The organism is Actinoplanes sp. NPDC049598 (assembly GCF_040675435.1).
In the GTDB taxonomy this organism is placed as follows: domain Bacteria; phylum Actinomycetota; class Actinomycetes; order Mycobacteriales; family Micromonosporaceae; genus Actinoplanes.
In genome coordinates this window covers 72,490-87,949 of the sequence record NZ_JBFAOX010000004.1, presented here as the reverse complement: position 1 = coordinate 87,949, position 15,460 = coordinate 72,490, and the positions used below count along the sequence as shown (strand labels likewise).

The 15,460-nt window shown below is 68.6% G+C and carries 17 protein-coding genes; 10 read left to right on the top strand and 7 right to left on the bottom strand.

Annotated elements, in window-relative coordinates; all coding sequences use genetic code 11:
- Positions 1-18 precede the first annotated feature (18 nt).
- Complete coding sequence (locus tag AB0J66_RS11765) at positions 19-1,668, bottom strand: Na+/H+ antiporter (RefSeq protein ID WP_364658854.1); 1,650 nt, start codon at positions 1,666-1,668, stop codon at positions 19-21.
- 182 nt (positions 1,669-1,850) lie between these two features.
- Between AB0J66_RS11765 and AB0J66_RS11760 the strand changes: the two genes are divergently transcribed.
- Together AB0J66_RS11760 and AB0J66_RS11755 are read left to right on the top strand one after the other, a co-directional pair.
- Positions 1,851-2,579, top strand: coding sequence for a GAF and ANTAR domain-containing protein (locus AB0J66_RS11760; RefSeq protein WP_364658852.1), 729 nt, complete (start codon positions 1,851-1,853; stop codon positions 2,577-2,579).
- A 40-nt stretch (positions 2,580-2,619) separates the two neighbouring features.
- A complete protein-coding gene (locus tag AB0J66_RS11755; protein WP_364658850.1) occupies positions 2,620-3,399 on the top strand; it encodes a GAF and ANTAR domain-containing protein in 780 nt (259 codons plus the stop codon).
- Here AB0J66_RS11755 and AB0J66_RS11750 read toward each other — a convergent pair.
- Positions 3,281-4,354, bottom strand: coding sequence for an acyl-CoA desaturase (locus tag AB0J66_RS11750; protein WP_364658848.1), 1,074 nt, complete (start codon positions 4,352-4,354; stop codon positions 3,281-3,283). The two genes, AB0J66_RS11755 and AB0J66_RS11750, sit on opposite strands and share 119 nt — an antisense overlap.
- A gap of 361 nt (positions 4,355-4,715) precedes the next feature.
- Between AB0J66_RS11750 and AB0J66_RS11745 the strand changes: the two genes are divergently transcribed.
- Entirely contained in the window at positions 4,716-5,450 is a 735-nt protein-coding gene (locus tag AB0J66_RS11745) for a GAF and ANTAR domain-containing protein (protein ID WP_364658846.1), read from the top strand.
- A 188-nt stretch (positions 5,451-5,638) separates the two neighbouring features.
- Here AB0J66_RS11745 and AB0J66_RS11740 read toward each other — a convergent pair whose 3' ends face one another.
- From AB0J66_RS11740 to AB0J66_RS11730, 3 genes are all read right to left on the bottom strand, one after another.
- On the bottom strand, positions 5,639-6,637 hold the full coding sequence (locus tag AB0J66_RS11740) for a nitroreductase (RefSeq protein ID WP_364658844.1): 999 nt from the start codon (positions 6,635-6,637) through the stop codon (positions 5,639-5,641).
- A complete protein-coding gene (locus tag AB0J66_RS11735; RefSeq protein WP_364658842.1) occupies positions 6,583-7,104 on the bottom strand; it encodes a DUF5994 family protein in 522 nt (173 codons plus the stop codon). The genes AB0J66_RS11740 and AB0J66_RS11735 overlap by 55 nt, the downstream gene beginning before the upstream one ends.
- Positions 7,105-7,172: 68 nt before the next feature.
- Positions 7,173-8,255 (bottom strand): acyl-CoA desaturase, encoded by a 1,083-nt coding sequence (locus AB0J66_RS11730; RefSeq protein WP_364659470.1) that lies wholly within the window; start codon positions 8,253-8,255, stop codon positions 7,173-7,175.
- Positions 8,256-8,593: 338 nt separating this feature from the next.
- Between AB0J66_RS11730 and AB0J66_RS11725 the strand changes: the two genes are divergently transcribed.
- The 4 genes from AB0J66_RS11725 (at position 8,594) to AB0J66_RS11710 (ending at position 12,620) form a co-directional block, all read left to right on the top strand.
- Positions 8,594-9,043, top strand: a complete 450-nt coding sequence (locus tag AB0J66_RS11725; RefSeq protein ID WP_364658840.1) for a DUF5994 family protein — start codon at positions 8,594-8,596, stop codon at positions 9,041-9,043.
- A 187-nt stretch (positions 9,044-9,230) separates the two neighbouring features.
- Positions 9,231-9,617 carry a hypothetical protein gene (locus AB0J66_RS11720; RefSeq protein ID WP_364658838.1) on the top strand — a complete coding sequence of 129 codons (387 nt, stop codon included), beginning with the start codon at positions 9,231-9,233 and terminating at the stop codon, positions 9,615-9,617.
- Positions 9,618-11,124: 1,507 nt separating this feature from the next.
- Positions 11,125-11,853 (top strand): GAF and ANTAR domain-containing protein, encoded by a 729-nt coding sequence (locus tag AB0J66_RS11715; RefSeq protein ID WP_364658836.1) that lies wholly within the window; start codon positions 11,125-11,127, stop codon positions 11,851-11,853.
- A 41-nt stretch (positions 11,854-11,894) separates the two neighbouring features.
- On the top strand, positions 11,895-12,620 hold the full coding sequence (locus AB0J66_RS11710) for a GAF and ANTAR domain-containing protein (protein ID WP_364658834.1): 726 nt from the start codon (positions 11,895-11,897) through the stop codon (positions 12,618-12,620).
- A gap of 118 nt (positions 12,621-12,738) precedes the next feature.
- Here AB0J66_RS11710 and AB0J66_RS11705 read toward each other — a convergent pair whose 3' ends face one another.
- On the bottom strand, positions 12,739-13,026 hold the full coding sequence (locus AB0J66_RS11705) for a hypothetical protein (RefSeq protein ID WP_364658832.1): 288 nt from the start codon (positions 13,024-13,026) through the stop codon (positions 12,739-12,741).
- 214 nt (positions 13,027-13,240) lie between these two features.
- On the opposite strand from AB0J66_RS11705, the gene AB0J66_RS11700 reads away from it, so the two are divergent.
- The 3 genes from AB0J66_RS11700 (at position 13,241) to AB0J66_RS11690 (ending at position 14,890) form a co-directional block, all read left to right on the top strand.
- Positions 13,241-13,375 carry a hypothetical protein gene (locus AB0J66_RS11700; RefSeq protein ID WP_364658830.1) on the top strand — a complete coding sequence of 45 codons (135 nt, stop codon included), beginning with the start codon at positions 13,241-13,243 and terminating at the stop codon, positions 13,373-13,375.
- 191 nt (positions 13,376-13,566) lie between these two features.
- Complete coding sequence (locus tag AB0J66_RS11695) at positions 13,567-13,749, top strand: hypothetical protein (protein ID WP_364658828.1); 183 nt, start codon at positions 13,567-13,569, stop codon at positions 13,747-13,749.
- An 88-nt stretch (positions 13,750-13,837) separates the two neighbouring features.
- The gene (locus tag AB0J66_RS11690) at positions 13,838-14,890 is read left to right on the top strand and encodes a glycosyltransferase (protein WP_364658826.1); all 1,053 of its coding nucleotides are present in this window, start codon (positions 13,838-13,840) and stop codon (positions 14,888-14,890) included.
- Between the two features lie 157 nt (positions 14,891-15,047).
- Here AB0J66_RS11690 and AB0J66_RS11685 read toward each other — a convergent pair whose 3' ends face one another.
- Entirely contained in the window at positions 15,048-15,458 is a 411-nt protein-coding gene (locus tag AB0J66_RS11685; protein WP_364658824.1) for a hypothetical protein, read from the bottom strand.
- Positions 15,459-15,460 lie beyond the last annotated feature (2 nt).

The following is a 15,460-nucleotide window of genomic DNA, read 5'->3' as shown; positions in this document are numbered from 1 at the left end:
CAAGGAGGACACCACGGTTCACCGGCGGGTCGGCCGGTCCGGAAGCAACCGCTCCTCATGATCCAGCTCACGTTCCAGGACACGCAGACTCTCGTCGGGCAACCACCCGGCGTCGCGCCAGCGCAGGAACTCGTCTCGCTGGGCGTCGAGGGTCACCCGCCGCACGTGCAACGCCGCCTCGTACGGCGGCGAGACCGGCGGAGCACTCGAGTCGTCGTTCTCGCTCAACATCGTGATCCGGTCACGGTAGCGGTTCAGACGGGCTCGTAGCTGCTGGCGCATCGTTTCGATCACCGGGGCGCTGATGTCGTCGTACTCCTGCTTCTCCAGGTCGTCGAGCGCGGTGAGGGCCGCTTCGACTGAGGCCGACCGGGCCTCGTTGCGCAGGCGAGCCTGGTCGTTGGCGTCAGCGCGCAGTCCGAGCCACCGGACGATGGGGGCGAACGTCAGGCCCTGACCGACCAGGGTGATGAGCACGACGACAAATGCGCAGAAGACAAGCAGGTTCCGAGCCGGAAACGGGGTCCCGGTCTCCGTGACCGACGGCAGCGTGAAGATCGCGGCGAGGCTGATCACGCCGCGCGTTCCGGCCCAGGAGAGCACGACGACATCCCGTCCGGTCCACCGTGCCGGCTGCCCCTCGGTCATGCCGGCGCGGTTCCGGCGGGAACGCGGCATGCTGGGCCATACCAGGGTCAACACCAGCCACAACGGCCTCAGTAAGAGGACGACGCCCACCGAGATCGACACCGCGACGACAACGGTGCCGGTGCCGTACGCCGTGAGCCCCCGCAGAACCGCCGGTAGCTGTTGACCGATCAGCAGGAACACGAGGCCCTCGAGCAGGAAGTCGATCAGCCGCCAGACCGCGCTGGTCTGCAGCCGTCCCGCGCCCGAGGCGGATCGTGGCGTGTGGTGCCCGACGATCAGCCCGGCGACGACCACCGCCAGCACGCCGGAGACATGGAGACGCTCGCCCAGAAGGTACGCACCGAACGGTGTGGCCAGTGAGACGGCGTTCGCCAGCATCGGGTCCCCGCTGAGGGGACGCGACAGCAGGCGTACGGCGAAGGCGACCACCACCCCCACGGCGGCTCCGCCCGCGGCGGCGAGCAGGAACTGCGCGAACGCGGCCGGCGCGGAGAACCCGTCACCGGTTGCCGCGGCCACCGCGACGCTGAGGATGGTGAGAGCGGTGGCGTCATTGAGCAGCCCCTCCCCCTGGATCAGTGTGATGATCCGCGGCGGCAACCCGGCCCGGCGCCCGACTGCCAGCGCCGCCACCGGATCCGGCGGCGCGACCGCCGCGCCGACGGCGATCCCGGCGGCCAGCGTGGCTCCGGTGACGAACCAGGCGAAGCCCACGCCGATCAGCAGTGCGGTGAGAAGCACCAGAACCACCGAGAGGCTCACCACCGTCCGCAGGTTGCGGCGGATCGCGAGCATCGATGAGTCCAGGGCGGCGCTGTACAGCAGCGGCGGCAGGACGAAGGTCAGGATGAGGTGTGGATCGAGGGTGACGTTGGGGCCGGGCAACAGCGCGTACCCGATACCGATGATCGGCAGCAACGCGGCGGCGGGCAGCCCCGTACGGCTCGCCACCCACCGCACGACGGCGACCACGACGACAGCAGCGAGAGCAAAGATCAAAACCGACTCGGCATCCACCGGCTCATCCTTGCCGACTGCCCGGCCCGCGCCGCGACACAGCCGGACTTCCCGGCGTAGTGTGTAACCGCGGTCGAACTATCGGACATGCTGCTGCCCTGGCCCTCGGCGGTTCCCCGAGTCAGGGAGAGGTGCGTCCATGACTAGCCCCCCAGGTTTCCGCCAACCGTCCAGTGGCTCACGTGGATGAGCGCATCCTCCGGGTGGCTCGCCTGATCGCGGACGAGCCGTCGCGGCCCGGTGACCGCCACGGCCTCGCGGGGAACCTGCGCCGGTTGTGCAGCGCCGCCGGGCGAGCCCTGTCCGCCTCCGGCGCCGGGCTCAGTGTGGTGGTCGGAGACCGGATGCGCGGCGTCGCCGCGGTGTCCGAGCCGGCCTACGAGCCGGTCGAGGAGTTGCAGTTCTCGCTGGGTGAGGGCCCGTGCCTGGACGCGTTCGCCAGTCGGCAGCCCGTGCTCGTCCCTGACCTCTCGGCCGCGGCGATGTGGCGATGGCCGGGCTACGCGGCCGCACTGCACGGCAGAGGCCTCCGGGCGGTGTTCGCGTTCCCCTTGCAGATCGGCGCGGCCCGGCTGGGAGCCCTCGACGTCTTCCGCGACGAGGTGGGGGCCCTGACCGCCGACGAATTCCGGGATGCCCTGACCTTCGCCGACGTGGCGGTGACGACGCTGCTCGCCGGTCAGGCCCGGGCCGCGCCCGGTGCGGCCGCCGACGGGCTGGACGACGAGGTGGTCGGGCAGCGGGCGGAGCTGTTCCAGGCTCAGGGAATGGTGGCGGTCCAGCTGGGTATCTCCCTCGCGGACGCGCTGGCCCGGCTGCGGGCGTACGCGTTCGCCGAGAACCGGGCCCTGGGAGACGTGGCCCGCGACGTGGTGGCGCGTAGGGTTTCCTTCGATAGCGGCCTGTCGTGACTACCGTCCGGCCACATACGGAGAAGGGCGGTGGATCACGGTGAGCACCGTTTCCGCTGAGCGGCTCGCGACGCTGTTCGTCGACGTCGCCGACACGCTCGTCGATGATTTCGACGTGGTCGAGTTCCTGCAGATGCTCACTCAGCGGGTGGCCGCCCTGTTCGACACCGGTGAGGTCGGGCTCATGCTCGCCGACCACCGCGACCGGTTGACCTTCATGGCCGCCTCCGACGAGAGCGCCCGCCTCATGGAGTTGTTCCAGCTGCAGTACGGCGACGGCCCGTGCCTCGACGCTTTCCGCACGGCCCGTCCGGTGACAAATGTGAACCTGGCCGCGGCAACGGGGAAGTGGCCCGAGTTCGCGCCGCGGGCCACCCGGGCCGGCTTCGAGTCGGTGCACGCCTTCCCGCTGCGCCTGCGCAACGAAGTGATCGGCGCGATGGGTGTCTTCGGCAGCGCGGACGAGCTGGACAAGGCCGACGAGAGCATCGTGCAGGCCCTGGCCGACGTCGCTGTGATCGGCCTTCTGCAGGAACGTGCCATCCGCCGCGGCGAGGTGCTCACCGGCCAGTTGCAGGGTGCTCTGAACAGTCGCGTCATCATCGAACAGGCCAAAGGCATCGTCGCCCAGGCCCGCACCGTCAGCCCGGACGACGCGTTCACCCTGATCCGTGACTTCGCCCGCCGGAACAACCGCCGCCTCAGCGAGGTGGCCGGGACCATCGTCTCCGGTCTGCCCGGCCTGCCCGACCTGGGCGCGACTCCCGCAGCGGAGCCCCGACGGCATGCAGATGACGCAAGGCCTGGCGATACGACATGATCAGGCCGGTCTCTTCGTAGGAGACACCCGCCTGGACGCAGTACGCCCGGACGATGGGCTGCGCCTTGGGCAGGTTCGGGGTGGGCATCGCCGGGAACAGGTGATGCTCGATCTGATAGTTGAGCCCGCCGAGGGCGATGTCGGTGAGCCGGCCGCCCTTGACGTTGCGGGAGGTCAGCACCTGCTTACGCAGATAGTCCTCGTCACCGGTGGGATGCGGCATGCCCTTGTGATTGGGTGCGAAGGTCATCCCCAGATACACCCCGAACACCGCATGGTGCATCAGGAAGAACACCAGCGCCTGCCACGGGGAGAGCACCAGCAGCAGCACCGCCCCGTAGGCAGCCAGGTGCAGGCCCATGAGGCTTGCTTCCAGGCCGCGGCGTCTCATGCCGGGGCGCCGCAGCGCCTTGATGCTGGAGATGCGCAGGTCGATGCTGAGCAGCGTCAGCAGCGGAAAGAACAACCCGGCCTGGTGCCGGTTGACGAAGCCCTTGATGCCGCGCCGGCCCCAGGCTGACTCGGTGGCCCAGATCAGCAGCTCGGGCTGCACGTCCGGGTCGAGGTCGTCATGGTTCGGGTTGTTGTGGTGGCGGGTGTGCTTGTCCACCCACCAGCCGTAGCTCATTCCGACGGCGACGTTGGCCACGATCCGGCCCGCGGTCTCGCTCGGCTTCTTCGTGCGGAAGACCTGCCGGTGGGCCACGTCGTGAGCCAGCAGAGCGGCTTGCGAGAACATGACGCCGAGGACCGCCGCCACGGCGATGGTCCACCAGGACGGCCCGATCAGGAAGAAGGCGGCCCATGTGCCGGCCATCAAGGCGGTCACTGCGCTCGCCCGTACGGCATAATAGGCGGGCCGTCGTTCGAGCAGGCCCGCGTTGACGATCTGGCGGTTCAGCCCGGCGAAATCACTTCCGGCGGCCCGGCCGCATGTGGTGACAGATGCGCTCATGGCGCGACTCCTAGAAACTTGCCGGTCTCGTGTGGGAACACGCAGGGACCGGCGTGGCTGGATGATGGCCGCGGAGTCTGGACGGCCGCCGTTCACCGCCGAAGCGGATTACGCTCCTGAGTTCATACCCCGCAGACGGGCAGTGAACCGGCGGAGCTTGACCTCGTCGTCCTCAACCCGCACCTCGGTTCCGGCCGGGGTATAGTCGCCGTGAACGGCCGAGATGTTGCGCCTCGGTCGTTCAGTCGCCCCAGGCCCCGGCGTCACGTGTCCATCGCACGTCACCCGGGAGCATCATGTCGCCAGCCACCGCCCCGATTCGATCCGTTCTCGACGGCCGCGGGGCCGAACGGCGGCTGTCATGACCGACCTGTCCACCGGTCAACTGTCGAGGATCCTCGTCGCAGCGGCCGACACCCTCACCGACGACTTCGACATGGGTGATTTCCTGCGCATGGTCACGGTCCAGGCGGCGGACCTGATCGGTGCCACCGCGGCCGGGATGCTGCTCGCCGACGACCACAACGAGCTGCAGTTCATGGCCGCCTCGCAGGACAACGCCAAGTGGCTCGAACTGTTCCAGCTGCAGAGCCACGACGGACCGTGCCTGGAGGCGTTCCGCACCGGTCGTCCGGTGGCCGACGCCGATCTGTCCGCGGCGAGCGGCCGCTGGCCGCTGTTCGCTCCCCGGGCCGTGGCGGCGGGATTCCGGTCGGTGCACGCTTTCCCGCTACGGGTACGCCACGAGGTCATCGGAGCACTGAACGTCTTCGGTACGGAGGCGGGCGCCGGCTTCGACGCCGCCGGCGTACCGGTCGTGCAGGCCGTGGCCGACGTCGCCACGATCGGACTGCTGCACCAACGCGCCCTGCGGCGGGAGCAGACGCTGACCGAACAGCTCCAGCACGCCCTCGACAGCAGGATCATCATCGAACAGGCCAAAGGCGTCATCATGCACGCGTTCGACGTCAATGCCGACGAGGCGTTCCGCTTGATCCGCGGTTACTCCCGGCGCCGGAACATCCGCATCGCCGACCTGGCCGCCACCATAGTGACCGACCCGGCCGACATTCCGGACCTCACGTCGTGGCCCTGATGATCAGCTGCCCCCGGCGCGATCACCCCCGGCACCTCGCGGCGTAGAGGGACAGGCACGAGCCCGGCGCGCGCCGGGACGACCCGATGGCCGGAGGCTGCCCGGCGACGCTCCGATCGGGCCACAACTCATGCGGCTCTTGAATCACCAGACCAGCGCGGTCGACTCCCCGCTGGACAGATCACGCCTCATGGTCGAGTTCCACGAGGATGCCGGGCCTCATTCCTCCCGGTTCGCGGGGCGAGGGCTCCGGTGTCGTGGTGACCCAGTCGGATCATCAGGTACAGGTGGCCGAATTCGGGTAGGGCTCGGCGCACTATGTCACGGGCCTGGTCGTTCCCAATGGGTGCGCTGAACGGCAACACCGACACTCCGAGTTCGGCCGCGACCAGTGAACCGGCCGACAGGGCCTCGCCGGCGTGCAGCCAGTCGAGGCTGTCGTCGCGCGGCCCGTGCAGCATCGCGAAGGTTGCGGCCCGGTCGTGTTCACCGTGCGCGATGGGTAACCGCGGATCGTCGACCGCGCCGACTATCCGGTCCGCGCCGGCCCACAAGGCCAGCTCCGCCCTCCACTGCGCCCCGGCTGAATCGCTGTCGGGCAGGCCGCTGGACGCCACCGTCAGGCCGAGTATCTGGTCAGGACGCAGCACCCCGAGACTGACGTGCTGCGCCTCGAACGCCGCGACGATGCCGTGCAGATCCTCTGGCTCGATCGGAGCGCCGGTCACCGCACGCGTATCGGTCCGCCGTTGGTCGATGGCCCGGGCCAGCTCAACGGTGTCCGGGCTCACCGGGGCCGGACCGTCGATGCGCAGCCGAGCCAGATGAGTGGGATCTGCGGTGTCGGGCTGGCGCGTCACCGTGACGCGCCAGCCGCGCGCGGCGAGAGCCAGGCGGGCGTGGTGCAGGGCGGCGCCGCAGCTGATCGTCGTCAACCGGTCGATCGCGCCGGCTGTCACCGGTGTCTCGTCGTGGTCGGCGAACAGGTCCAGTGCGCCGTGGGTGACCCGCCAGCGCCACGGCTGCGCGTTGAAGGCCGAGGGTGCCCGGCCGGCCGCTACGACGGCGCGATAGAGGGCCTCGTTGGCTATCCGGTGGCTGACCGGACGCGCTGCGCCGGCCGGTGCCGGGGTCATCGGACGGGCCGGTCGCTCAGCGGGCCGAAACCGCCGGCCGTGGTCCGCCACGCATCTTCGTCCCAGCCGCACGCTGTCCCCTTCGAAAGGTCGGGGGCCGGGCCGGGCGGAGCCACGCGCAGGGTGAAAGTCCCGCCGTCGGCGCACAGAACGGTCATGATCACAGGCGATTGGCCGGCCAGATAGGCGACGGCGACCGTGCGGCCCGCCGCGACGATGGTGTGCGGCCGGGCAGTCCAGCCCACAGCACTTACCAGCACCTTTGCGATCCGCCCGCGGACCTGGTCGAGGATCGGTACGAGAACGCGCAGCTCCGATTCCAGATCGTTCGTGCTCGGCCACCAGCACCCGTCGAGCAAGGCATTCCGGAATCGGACTGGTTCGAGCCGCACCCAGGGCGGCTCGGGCGTAGCGGGCGACTCAACGTGATGGACTACTGACGCCATGGGGTTTCCCGTCGTTCGGGACCAACGCAGGCGCGGGCCCAACCCGATGACGGGGGCGAGGACGAGGTCCACCGAGGTCGATGAGATGTACGGCCGTTCGGCCGAGCGGCCGGCCGAGGCCGGCGCCGATGACGAAGCCATCAACTGTCGCCAACGGTACTCCGTCCACCTGAGCGGAACGTCGGCATGCCGACGTCGGCGCCGAGCCGCCGGCCGCGTCGCGTCGCCCGCAGCGGTGCTCCGACCGCGTGCAGATACCGCAGCGCCTGCCGATACGACTCGATCAGGCTCGTCTCCTCGTAGGAGACGCCGATCCGGTTGCAGTACGCCCGGACGATGGGCTGCGCCTTGGGCAGGTTCGGGGTGGGCATCGCCGGGAACAGGTGGTGCTCGATCTGGTAGTTCAGCCCGCCCAGGGCCACGTCGGTGAGCCGGGCGCCCTTGACGTTGCGGGAGGTCAGTACCTGCTTACGCAGGTAGTCTTCCTCGCCGGTCGGGTGTGGCATGCCCTTGTGGTTGGGTGCGAAGGTCATCCCCAGATACACCCCGAACACGGCGTGATGCACGAGGAAGAACACCAGGGCCTGCAGCGGGGACAGCACCAGCAGCAGCGCGGCCACGTAAGCGACCAGATGCAGACCCATCAGGCTTGCTTCCAGGCCGCGGCGCTTCATGTCCGGGCGCCGCAGCGCCTTGATGCTGGAGATGCGCAGATCGATGCTGAGCAACGTCAGCAGCGGAAAGAACAACCCGGCCTGGTGCCGGCTGACGAAGCCCTTGATCCCGCGCCGGCCCCAGGCTGACTCGGTGGCCCAGATCAGCACCTCGGGTTGCACGTCCGGGTCGAGGTCGTCGTGGTTGGGATTGTTGTGATGGCGGGTGTGCTTCTCCATCCACCAGCCGTAACTCATTCCGACGGCGATGTTCGCCGCGATCCGGCCCGCCAGGGCGCTGGGGGCCTTCGTCCGGAACACCTGCCGGTGCGCGATGTCGTGGGCCAGCAGAGCCGTCTGCGAGAACACCACGCCCAGCAGCCCGGCCACCGCGATGTTCCACCAGGACGAGCCGATCAGCGCGAAGGCAGTCCATACGCCGGCAAGCATCACTGTGACGACGCTCATGCGTACGGCATAGTAGGCGGGCCGGCGTTCAAGCAGTCCAGACTCGACGATCTGACGGTTCAACACGGCGAAATCGCTGCCGCCGGTTTTAGGACGCGGCATTGCCGGTGCACCCATGAAACGACTCCTCACGAACATCTCTTACCGAGTAGGCCGATGGCAAGAACCCGGCGAACGAAGAACTGACACGGCCGCGGAGTCTGGACGTCCGCCTGACCGCCTTGGGTACCCGTCCTGCGAGCCGTCAAACAGGCGGCGCGGCGCTGCTCGACCGAGACGAGCACCTACCGAGCACCGGGTGACGGTCTGCGGACGCGGTCCGCGTATCCGGGAGAAAGCGCGTACGGTGGAAGGACACCCGGCTTCTGGACGTCTCCTCCGACGAGCGCACCGCGCCCGCCCTTCGATGGCGCGGACGTCGCCGACAGGAAGGCAGCCCGATGAAGATCGCAAAGACCAGCACTCCCCAAGCCCCGGACAGCGCGGTACGCCTGCGGATGGATCCGGTGCCGTCGCGCACCACCGTCCTCGACGGCGCCTGGTGGCCGCGTTCCACCGACGCCGTCGCGGAGCTTCCCGCGCTCGTCGAAGCCTTGGCCGGTCTCCGCGGCCAGATAACGCACGTCATGATGAACGCCGGCGAGTGGGATCTACCGCATCCGCGTCGGACCACTGTCGGCGGCCGGGCGGTGCGGCTGGGCTGGTTCACCTCCCAGCCGGCCGGGCTGATCACCATCGTAGGCGACTTCGGGCAGGACCGTTTCGACCTGCTGGTGGTCCCGCCGGGCGCCAGCCGCGCCTCGGCCGAGATCGCACTGGCCGTCGCGGCTGACGCAACCGACAACCGCCACACGCCCGAGCTCCTCGCCGAGGTCAAGGCCGTCCGCTGACCACCAGCATCCCGCTGTCGTCGGCAGCCCCGCTCGACATCAACGCCAGGCCGGTCCTTGCCGCAGAAGCCATCCGCCTGAGCGAGACGCCACCGGCATCGACGGCCTGATCGTGCACAGCGAGGAAAGACTGCCCTGGATCGCGAGCTGACCGTCACGTCGGCGCCTACGTCGAAAAGCAAGGCCGATGAGCGTCGAACTGAGCCCCCGCACCCTGCGCCACTGGGGGCGACGCTCGGACACAATCACCGTGCCGCAAGTGGTTCGCCCAGCAGCCCCTGTCCACCGCGACCAGGTGCTCCCGCCTGCTCTCCGTGCGCGCGTCAGCGTCGACGCCGGCATCGGCCAGGGCTGGCGCGACATCGTCGGAGACGCCGGCCGCATCGTCAGTCTCGAGCATTACGGCGCCTCAGCCGATTACCAGCGGCTCTACCAGGAATTCGGGATCACTGCCGAAGCCGTCGCCCGAGCCGCCCGGGACAGCATCCGGGCCTCGTCCGGTCCCATCCGGCCCGGCGGTGAGCAGCAGACCGCCGCGCCGACCGTGGGCGGCACCGGCGACCGATCCGCGTGACGTAGGCCCAACCCGGCCGGATCGGCGGGAGATGGGCGGCAGCGTTACCGCCGGACGTCTTGAAGCGTGCCGGGCTGATCGGGCCGAGTACCGGCCGTGGGGACCGCTGAACCAGTCGGCCCCCACGGCCGGAGCAAAGTGGAAACAGCCGAAGGGCCTGCTCTTCCAACGACCGTTGTGCACCACGTTTACAGTGACGGCCGGCTGCGGGGAGATCGCGTAACAATCACGGACCATCAACCCTGATCAGCCGGCCGCCGCTCCACCCGAGGGCTTCTGGCGAAGCACTCGGGCAGCATCAGAAGGCGGGAAATTCCCGCCTAATAATCCTTGGCGTCCTCCTCGAGACGCACCTTGCGTTGCCTCGCCCTGAGGAAAACGAAAACCGGAACGCAGTCAGCCTAGCACGGCAACTGACCACGACGAATTTTGCACGTCGCGCCAAAAAACGAGGTCCGAAATAGTTCGACGACACCCGTGGCGGGCACTGCAAGCTGGGAATTCAGGGGACCAGCCCGACGCTGCGACGTGCCAAAAAAGCCACTCTCCACCAGTCCATATAGTGAGCTCTCGCCAAGTGAAGATGTCGATCCGAAGTTGGCATCCGCGATTCGTCACCGGCGGGCCGGAGCAGGGAGCTGATTTTGGATTATTTCAAAAGGATTTGTCATCGGTGTTCTCCGGCAGCGCCACCAGCATGCCCGGGCAAGTTCACAGAGCGAGAACCGGCCGGGCGAAGCCGAACCGGCGTGGGTCGGGTCGGGCCGTCTGAGTCCGAGCCCTACAGCGCGGATCTTTGTCGGGCGTCGGTCTGGGGCGCGAGTTGTACAGTCCATGTCCGGGCCGTCCCGACGACCGCTATAGCCCGGCAGAGCAGATCACAGCCCAGTTGAGGGTTGCCCTCCGCGAATCCCCGGTTGATGATGTTGACCGCCCGCGGGTGATCTCCTGCCTCGAGAGCGACGTCAAGACTCGTGACCAAGGCCCCGGCAAGCGCGGCGTGGAAACTGTCCGCGCCTCTTTCGCGAAGCGTCTTGGCCGGCTCACGCAACGGTGACGAGGTGGACGCGGAACCTGAAATCATGTCGTTCTCCTCGAATGTCGGTATGGGGATGGCGTGACCGCCACGGAATCGTCCTTGATCGATGATCCCGGGCAGGTCGGTGAGACATAGGGGGCGATAAACGCATGGTCGCCGCGCGGGACGACGGGACGAGGGCCCGCCTGGCGGTCGTGAACTGGAGACTGCGTCCCACCGTACGCGCTGCCGGCCGTGCCGGCGTCGGCTGAGCAGGCCAGGGGTTGCCCGTTCACTCGGGGCAGATCGGCGGCGAGGTAACGCCCGACCAACTGCCCCACCGCGTAGGGTGACGCTTATCAGTCGAACCTCGGACATGCTGCTGCCCTAGCCCTCGGCGGTTCCCCGACTCAGGGAGAGGCGCAGCCATGACAGCCCACTTACGTTCAGCCGCGCGCGTGCACCGCGGCCGACCACTTCGTGCTCATCATGGATGAGCGCATCGTCCGAGTGCTCGGCCTGGTCGCGAACGAGCCGGCGCGGCCCGATGACGGCGATGGTGTCGCGGGGATGCTGCGCCGGTTGTGCAGCGCCGCCGGACGGGCCCTGTCCGCCTCCGGCACCGGGGTCAGCGTGCTGGCCGGAGGCGGGATGCGGGGCGTGGCCGCGGTGTCCGAGCCGGAATACCAGCCGGTCGAGGAGTTGCAGTTCACGCTGGGTGAGGGCCCGTGCCTGGACGCGTTCGCCAGCCGTCAGCCGGTGCTGGTTCCCCACCTCTCGGACGGGGCGATGGGCCGGTGGCCGGGGTACGCTCCCGCGCTGCACGACAGGGGTGTGCGGGCGGTGTTCGCGTTCCCTCTGCAGATCGGCGCGGCACGTCTGGGAGCCCTCGACGTCTTCCGGTACGAGGCAGGCTTGTTGACCGCCGGGGAATTCCGGGACGCCATGACCTTCGCCGACGTGGCAGTGACGACGCTGCTCGACGGTCAGGCCCGGGCGGCGCCCGGTGCGGCCGCCGACGGCTTGGACGACGAAGTGGTGGGGCAGCGGGCGGAGTTGTTCCAGGCTCAAGGGATGGTGGCGGTGCAGTTGGGTATCTCGTTGGCGGACGCGTTGGCCCGGCTCCGCGCTTACGCGTATGCCGAGGACAAGGCGCTGGGGGACGTCGCGCGCGACGTGGTGACGCGTACGCATTCGTTCGACAGCGGCCAGTCCTGACCGCCGTCGGTCCGGTATTCGGAGAAGGGCGGTGAACCGCTGTGACCACCGTTTCCGCCGAACGGCTGGCGACGTTGTTCGTCGACGTGGCTGACACCCTCGTCGACGAGTTCGACGTGGTGGAGTTCTTGCAGATGCTCACCCGACGGGTGGCCGGCCTGTTCGACACCGGTGAGGTCGGGTTGATGCTTGCCGATCATCGCGACCGGCTCACTTTCATGGCCGCCTCCGACGAGAGCGCCCGGCTCATGGAGTTGTTCCAGCTGCAGCACGACGAAGGCCCGTGCCTCGACGCCTTCCGCACAGCCCAGCCGGTGACCAACGTGAACCTGGCCGCGGCAACGGGGAAGTGGCCCGGGTTCGCCCCCCGCGCCGCCGGGGCCGGCTTCGAGTCGGTGCACGCCTTCCCGCTGCGCCTCCGCAAAGAAGTGATCGGCGCGATGGGCGTGTTCGGCAGCACCACCGAACTGGACGAGGCGGACGCCCACATCGTGCAGTCCCTGGCCGATGTCGCCGTCCTCGGCCTCTTGCAGGAACGGGCCATCCGCCGCGGCGAGGTGCTCACCGGTCAGCTGCAGGGCGCTCTGAACAGTCGCGTCGTCATCGAACAAGCGAAAGGCATCGTCGCCCAATCCCGCGGCGTGAGCCCGGACGACGCGTTCACCCTGATCCGTGATTTCGCCCGCCGTGACAACCGCCGCCTCAGCGAGGTGGCCGACAACATCGTCGTCGGTCTCCCGAACCTTCCCGAGCTGGGAGGCCGGTAACCGCGCGGACGGCGGGTTGTCGCCGCCGCATGGCCGGTGCAGTCAGGACGCGACGTTCTCCGGCCCCCGGCGGGAGGCGTGCCGGTCACACCTGGCCTGCTCGAGATCTCTCAACGGATCAGAAGGGCGGCGTGTTCTCGCCCATGAGCACCAACGTGGCGCCTCCTTTGCCGTTCTTGACCTTCTGCACCACCACCTGGCCGGTACTGCCGTCGGGGAGTTCCAACTGAAAGGTCTTACCGGCAACGTCCTTCAGGTCGATGCCGGTTCCGTTCGCGGGCCTGAAGTCGCCGGCCCAGGGTGGTGTTCCGCCGTTGCGGGCAGGTTCGGCGAACAGTGCCGCCGTCCCGGGAGTCCGGGTGCCGTCCGGGGACAGAAGCGTTGAGGCGCTGCGATAGGTAGCCATATGCCTTGACGCGTTCCCGCACGGCGCGCGTTCAATCGTGAAAAGCGTGCCGAATCAGTGCGGGATATGCGGCGCCACATTTCGAGCGCTCGTTGATCGTCGTGTGTGCAGAAAGAAGCGTAGGGTCGGGGTGCTGCATGACTTCGCGTACGCCCCGTGGCTTGTCCGCCACGACCAGGCGACGTGCACACCGACCCGTTCAGGGGGTTCGATCATGTCCAAGGACTCGACGGCCAAAGCGAACGTCAAGAAAAAGGGCAAGACAATCAAGGAGAAGCAGGCGGCGAAGCGTGAGAAACGTGCGGAGCAGCACGGCCACTCGTCGAACATTCCGCCCACCGGCCACTGAGCGTCAGGAGGCATCCTTTACCGCGAGCAGCACATCGTTGAGAGCAACTTCGACCTTAACGACGATCAAACCCCGGCCACCCACCGGAGCCACCGGATGAGGCCCGGCGCCGGCACAGGCGTACGCTGGGGGTTGTCGCTCCAGAATCCGGCGGCCCCCTTCACGCCGCAGGCAATTTCAGGAAGCAGACAATGACCATATCCAAGGCACTTGTCGTCGCCGTTCTTCGTGAGCGTGGTCAGCACAACCGGGCCGACTTCGTCGACCGGGAGCTACCCGATCTCATCGACCCCTCCCGGCATGGCGGGTTGCTGGCCACGCTCCACCTGGATCAGGCCACATTGGCCGAGGGTGCCAAATCCGAGTCTGCGTGAGGTTGGCGCGGAACGGTCGCGCGCCGCGGGTACCACCGTGCACGAAGCCAGTCACCGCCACCGTACGCCCGGTCGCCGTGACAGGCCCGTGACCGTCAAGACGACGACCGTCGCGCCGGGACCAGACCGCGACGTGCCCTCACCCACCTTCGCGCACCTGGCGCGTCTCACCGACGACACCGGCCTCTTCGAGCATGCCCGCCACGCCACCGCTCGCCGCGAGCACGGCTACTGCACCGATGACGTCGCTCGCGGCCTCGTCGTCACCAGCCGCGAGGCCGCCCCGTCGGCTGAGGTGCTCCGGCTCGCGGAGTGCTATCTGGCCTTCCTCAGCCACGCGCAGGACGCCCACGGCGCGTTTCGCAACCGGCTCGGATTCGACCGCAGATGGAGCGACCAGCCCGGCCTCGGGGATTGTTGGGGACGCGCCCTCTGGGGGCTCGGCACCGCCGCTGCCCGCTGCCCGGTTTCCTGGATCCGCCAGGAAGCCCTCCTCGCGTTCGCCCGAGGCGCCTCGTGCCGGGCCTCCGCCCCGCGGGCCATGGCGTTCGCCGCGCTCGGCGCGGCCGAACTGCTCCGCGCCGATCCCGGCCACGAACCGGCCGCGGACCTCCTGGCCGACGCCGCCGACGTCATCGGCCGTCCGGGTCCCGACCCACGCTGGCCGTGGCCGGAACAGCGGCTCAGCTACGCCAACGCTGCCCTCGCCGAGGCCCTCATCGCCGTCGGCGACCTTCTTGACGACCCCCCAGTGCTGGACACCGGCCTGCGAATGCTGGCCTGGCTGCGGAACATTCAGACCAGCGACGGCCACCTCTCGGTGCTCCCGTCGTCAGGCTGGCAATCCGGCGGCCCCCGACTTCGGCACGACCAGCAACCGATCGAAGTGGCGGCGCTGGCCGACGCCTGCGCCACTGCCGCCGCCATCACCGGCGACACAACCTGGCACACCGGGGTGCGCCAGTCCATCGACTGGTTCCTCGGCGCCAACGACATCGGCCGTGTCATGTGGGATCCGGCCACCGGCGGCGGCTACGACGGGCTGACCCTGCACGGGCCCAACCTGAACCAGGGTGCCGAATCGACCCTCGCTCTCATCTCCACCCTGCAGCACAGAAGCGGCCCGGCAGCACACCGATGATCATGGCTGGCGCGTGCCGTACGCCTCAGCACCGAGGATGCGGCCGCACGATCGGCTCCGGCCGGGATCCGCAGCGGCCGAGTCGTCCACAACCCTGTATCGCCCCGCCCTCGACGAGGACGAGGCGATACAGGATGCCGAAGCCGGCTGTCGTTCCTTACCGGCCGGGTGCTTCTTGCACTGTTACTCCGAACATCACGTGGAAATCCTCCGCGAGCTCGGCTCCAGCCATCCGCGGAACTCCGCGCTCCCACCACGCTGCGGCAGAATCGCGGATCTCCACACCCTCCTGCAGGAGAGCCCGAAACCTTGCGTCGATCTCAGCCACTCGAGCAGCGAAACCGGCGAATTCCGGGAAACCGGCCAGCTCCTCGTCGGTCAACAAACGCTCGATCATCGATCGGACCGACAGATCATTTTCGTACTCGTAGATGCTCATGTCATAGCCCTGCGAGCACTGGGCGACGAACGACGACCATGCGTCGACCATGACGTCGGCGGTCCGCAGTCTCGACCAGCCGTTGTCGTCCGCCCTGCGGGCGACCGCCGCATCGAAGGAGTTCGTCATGC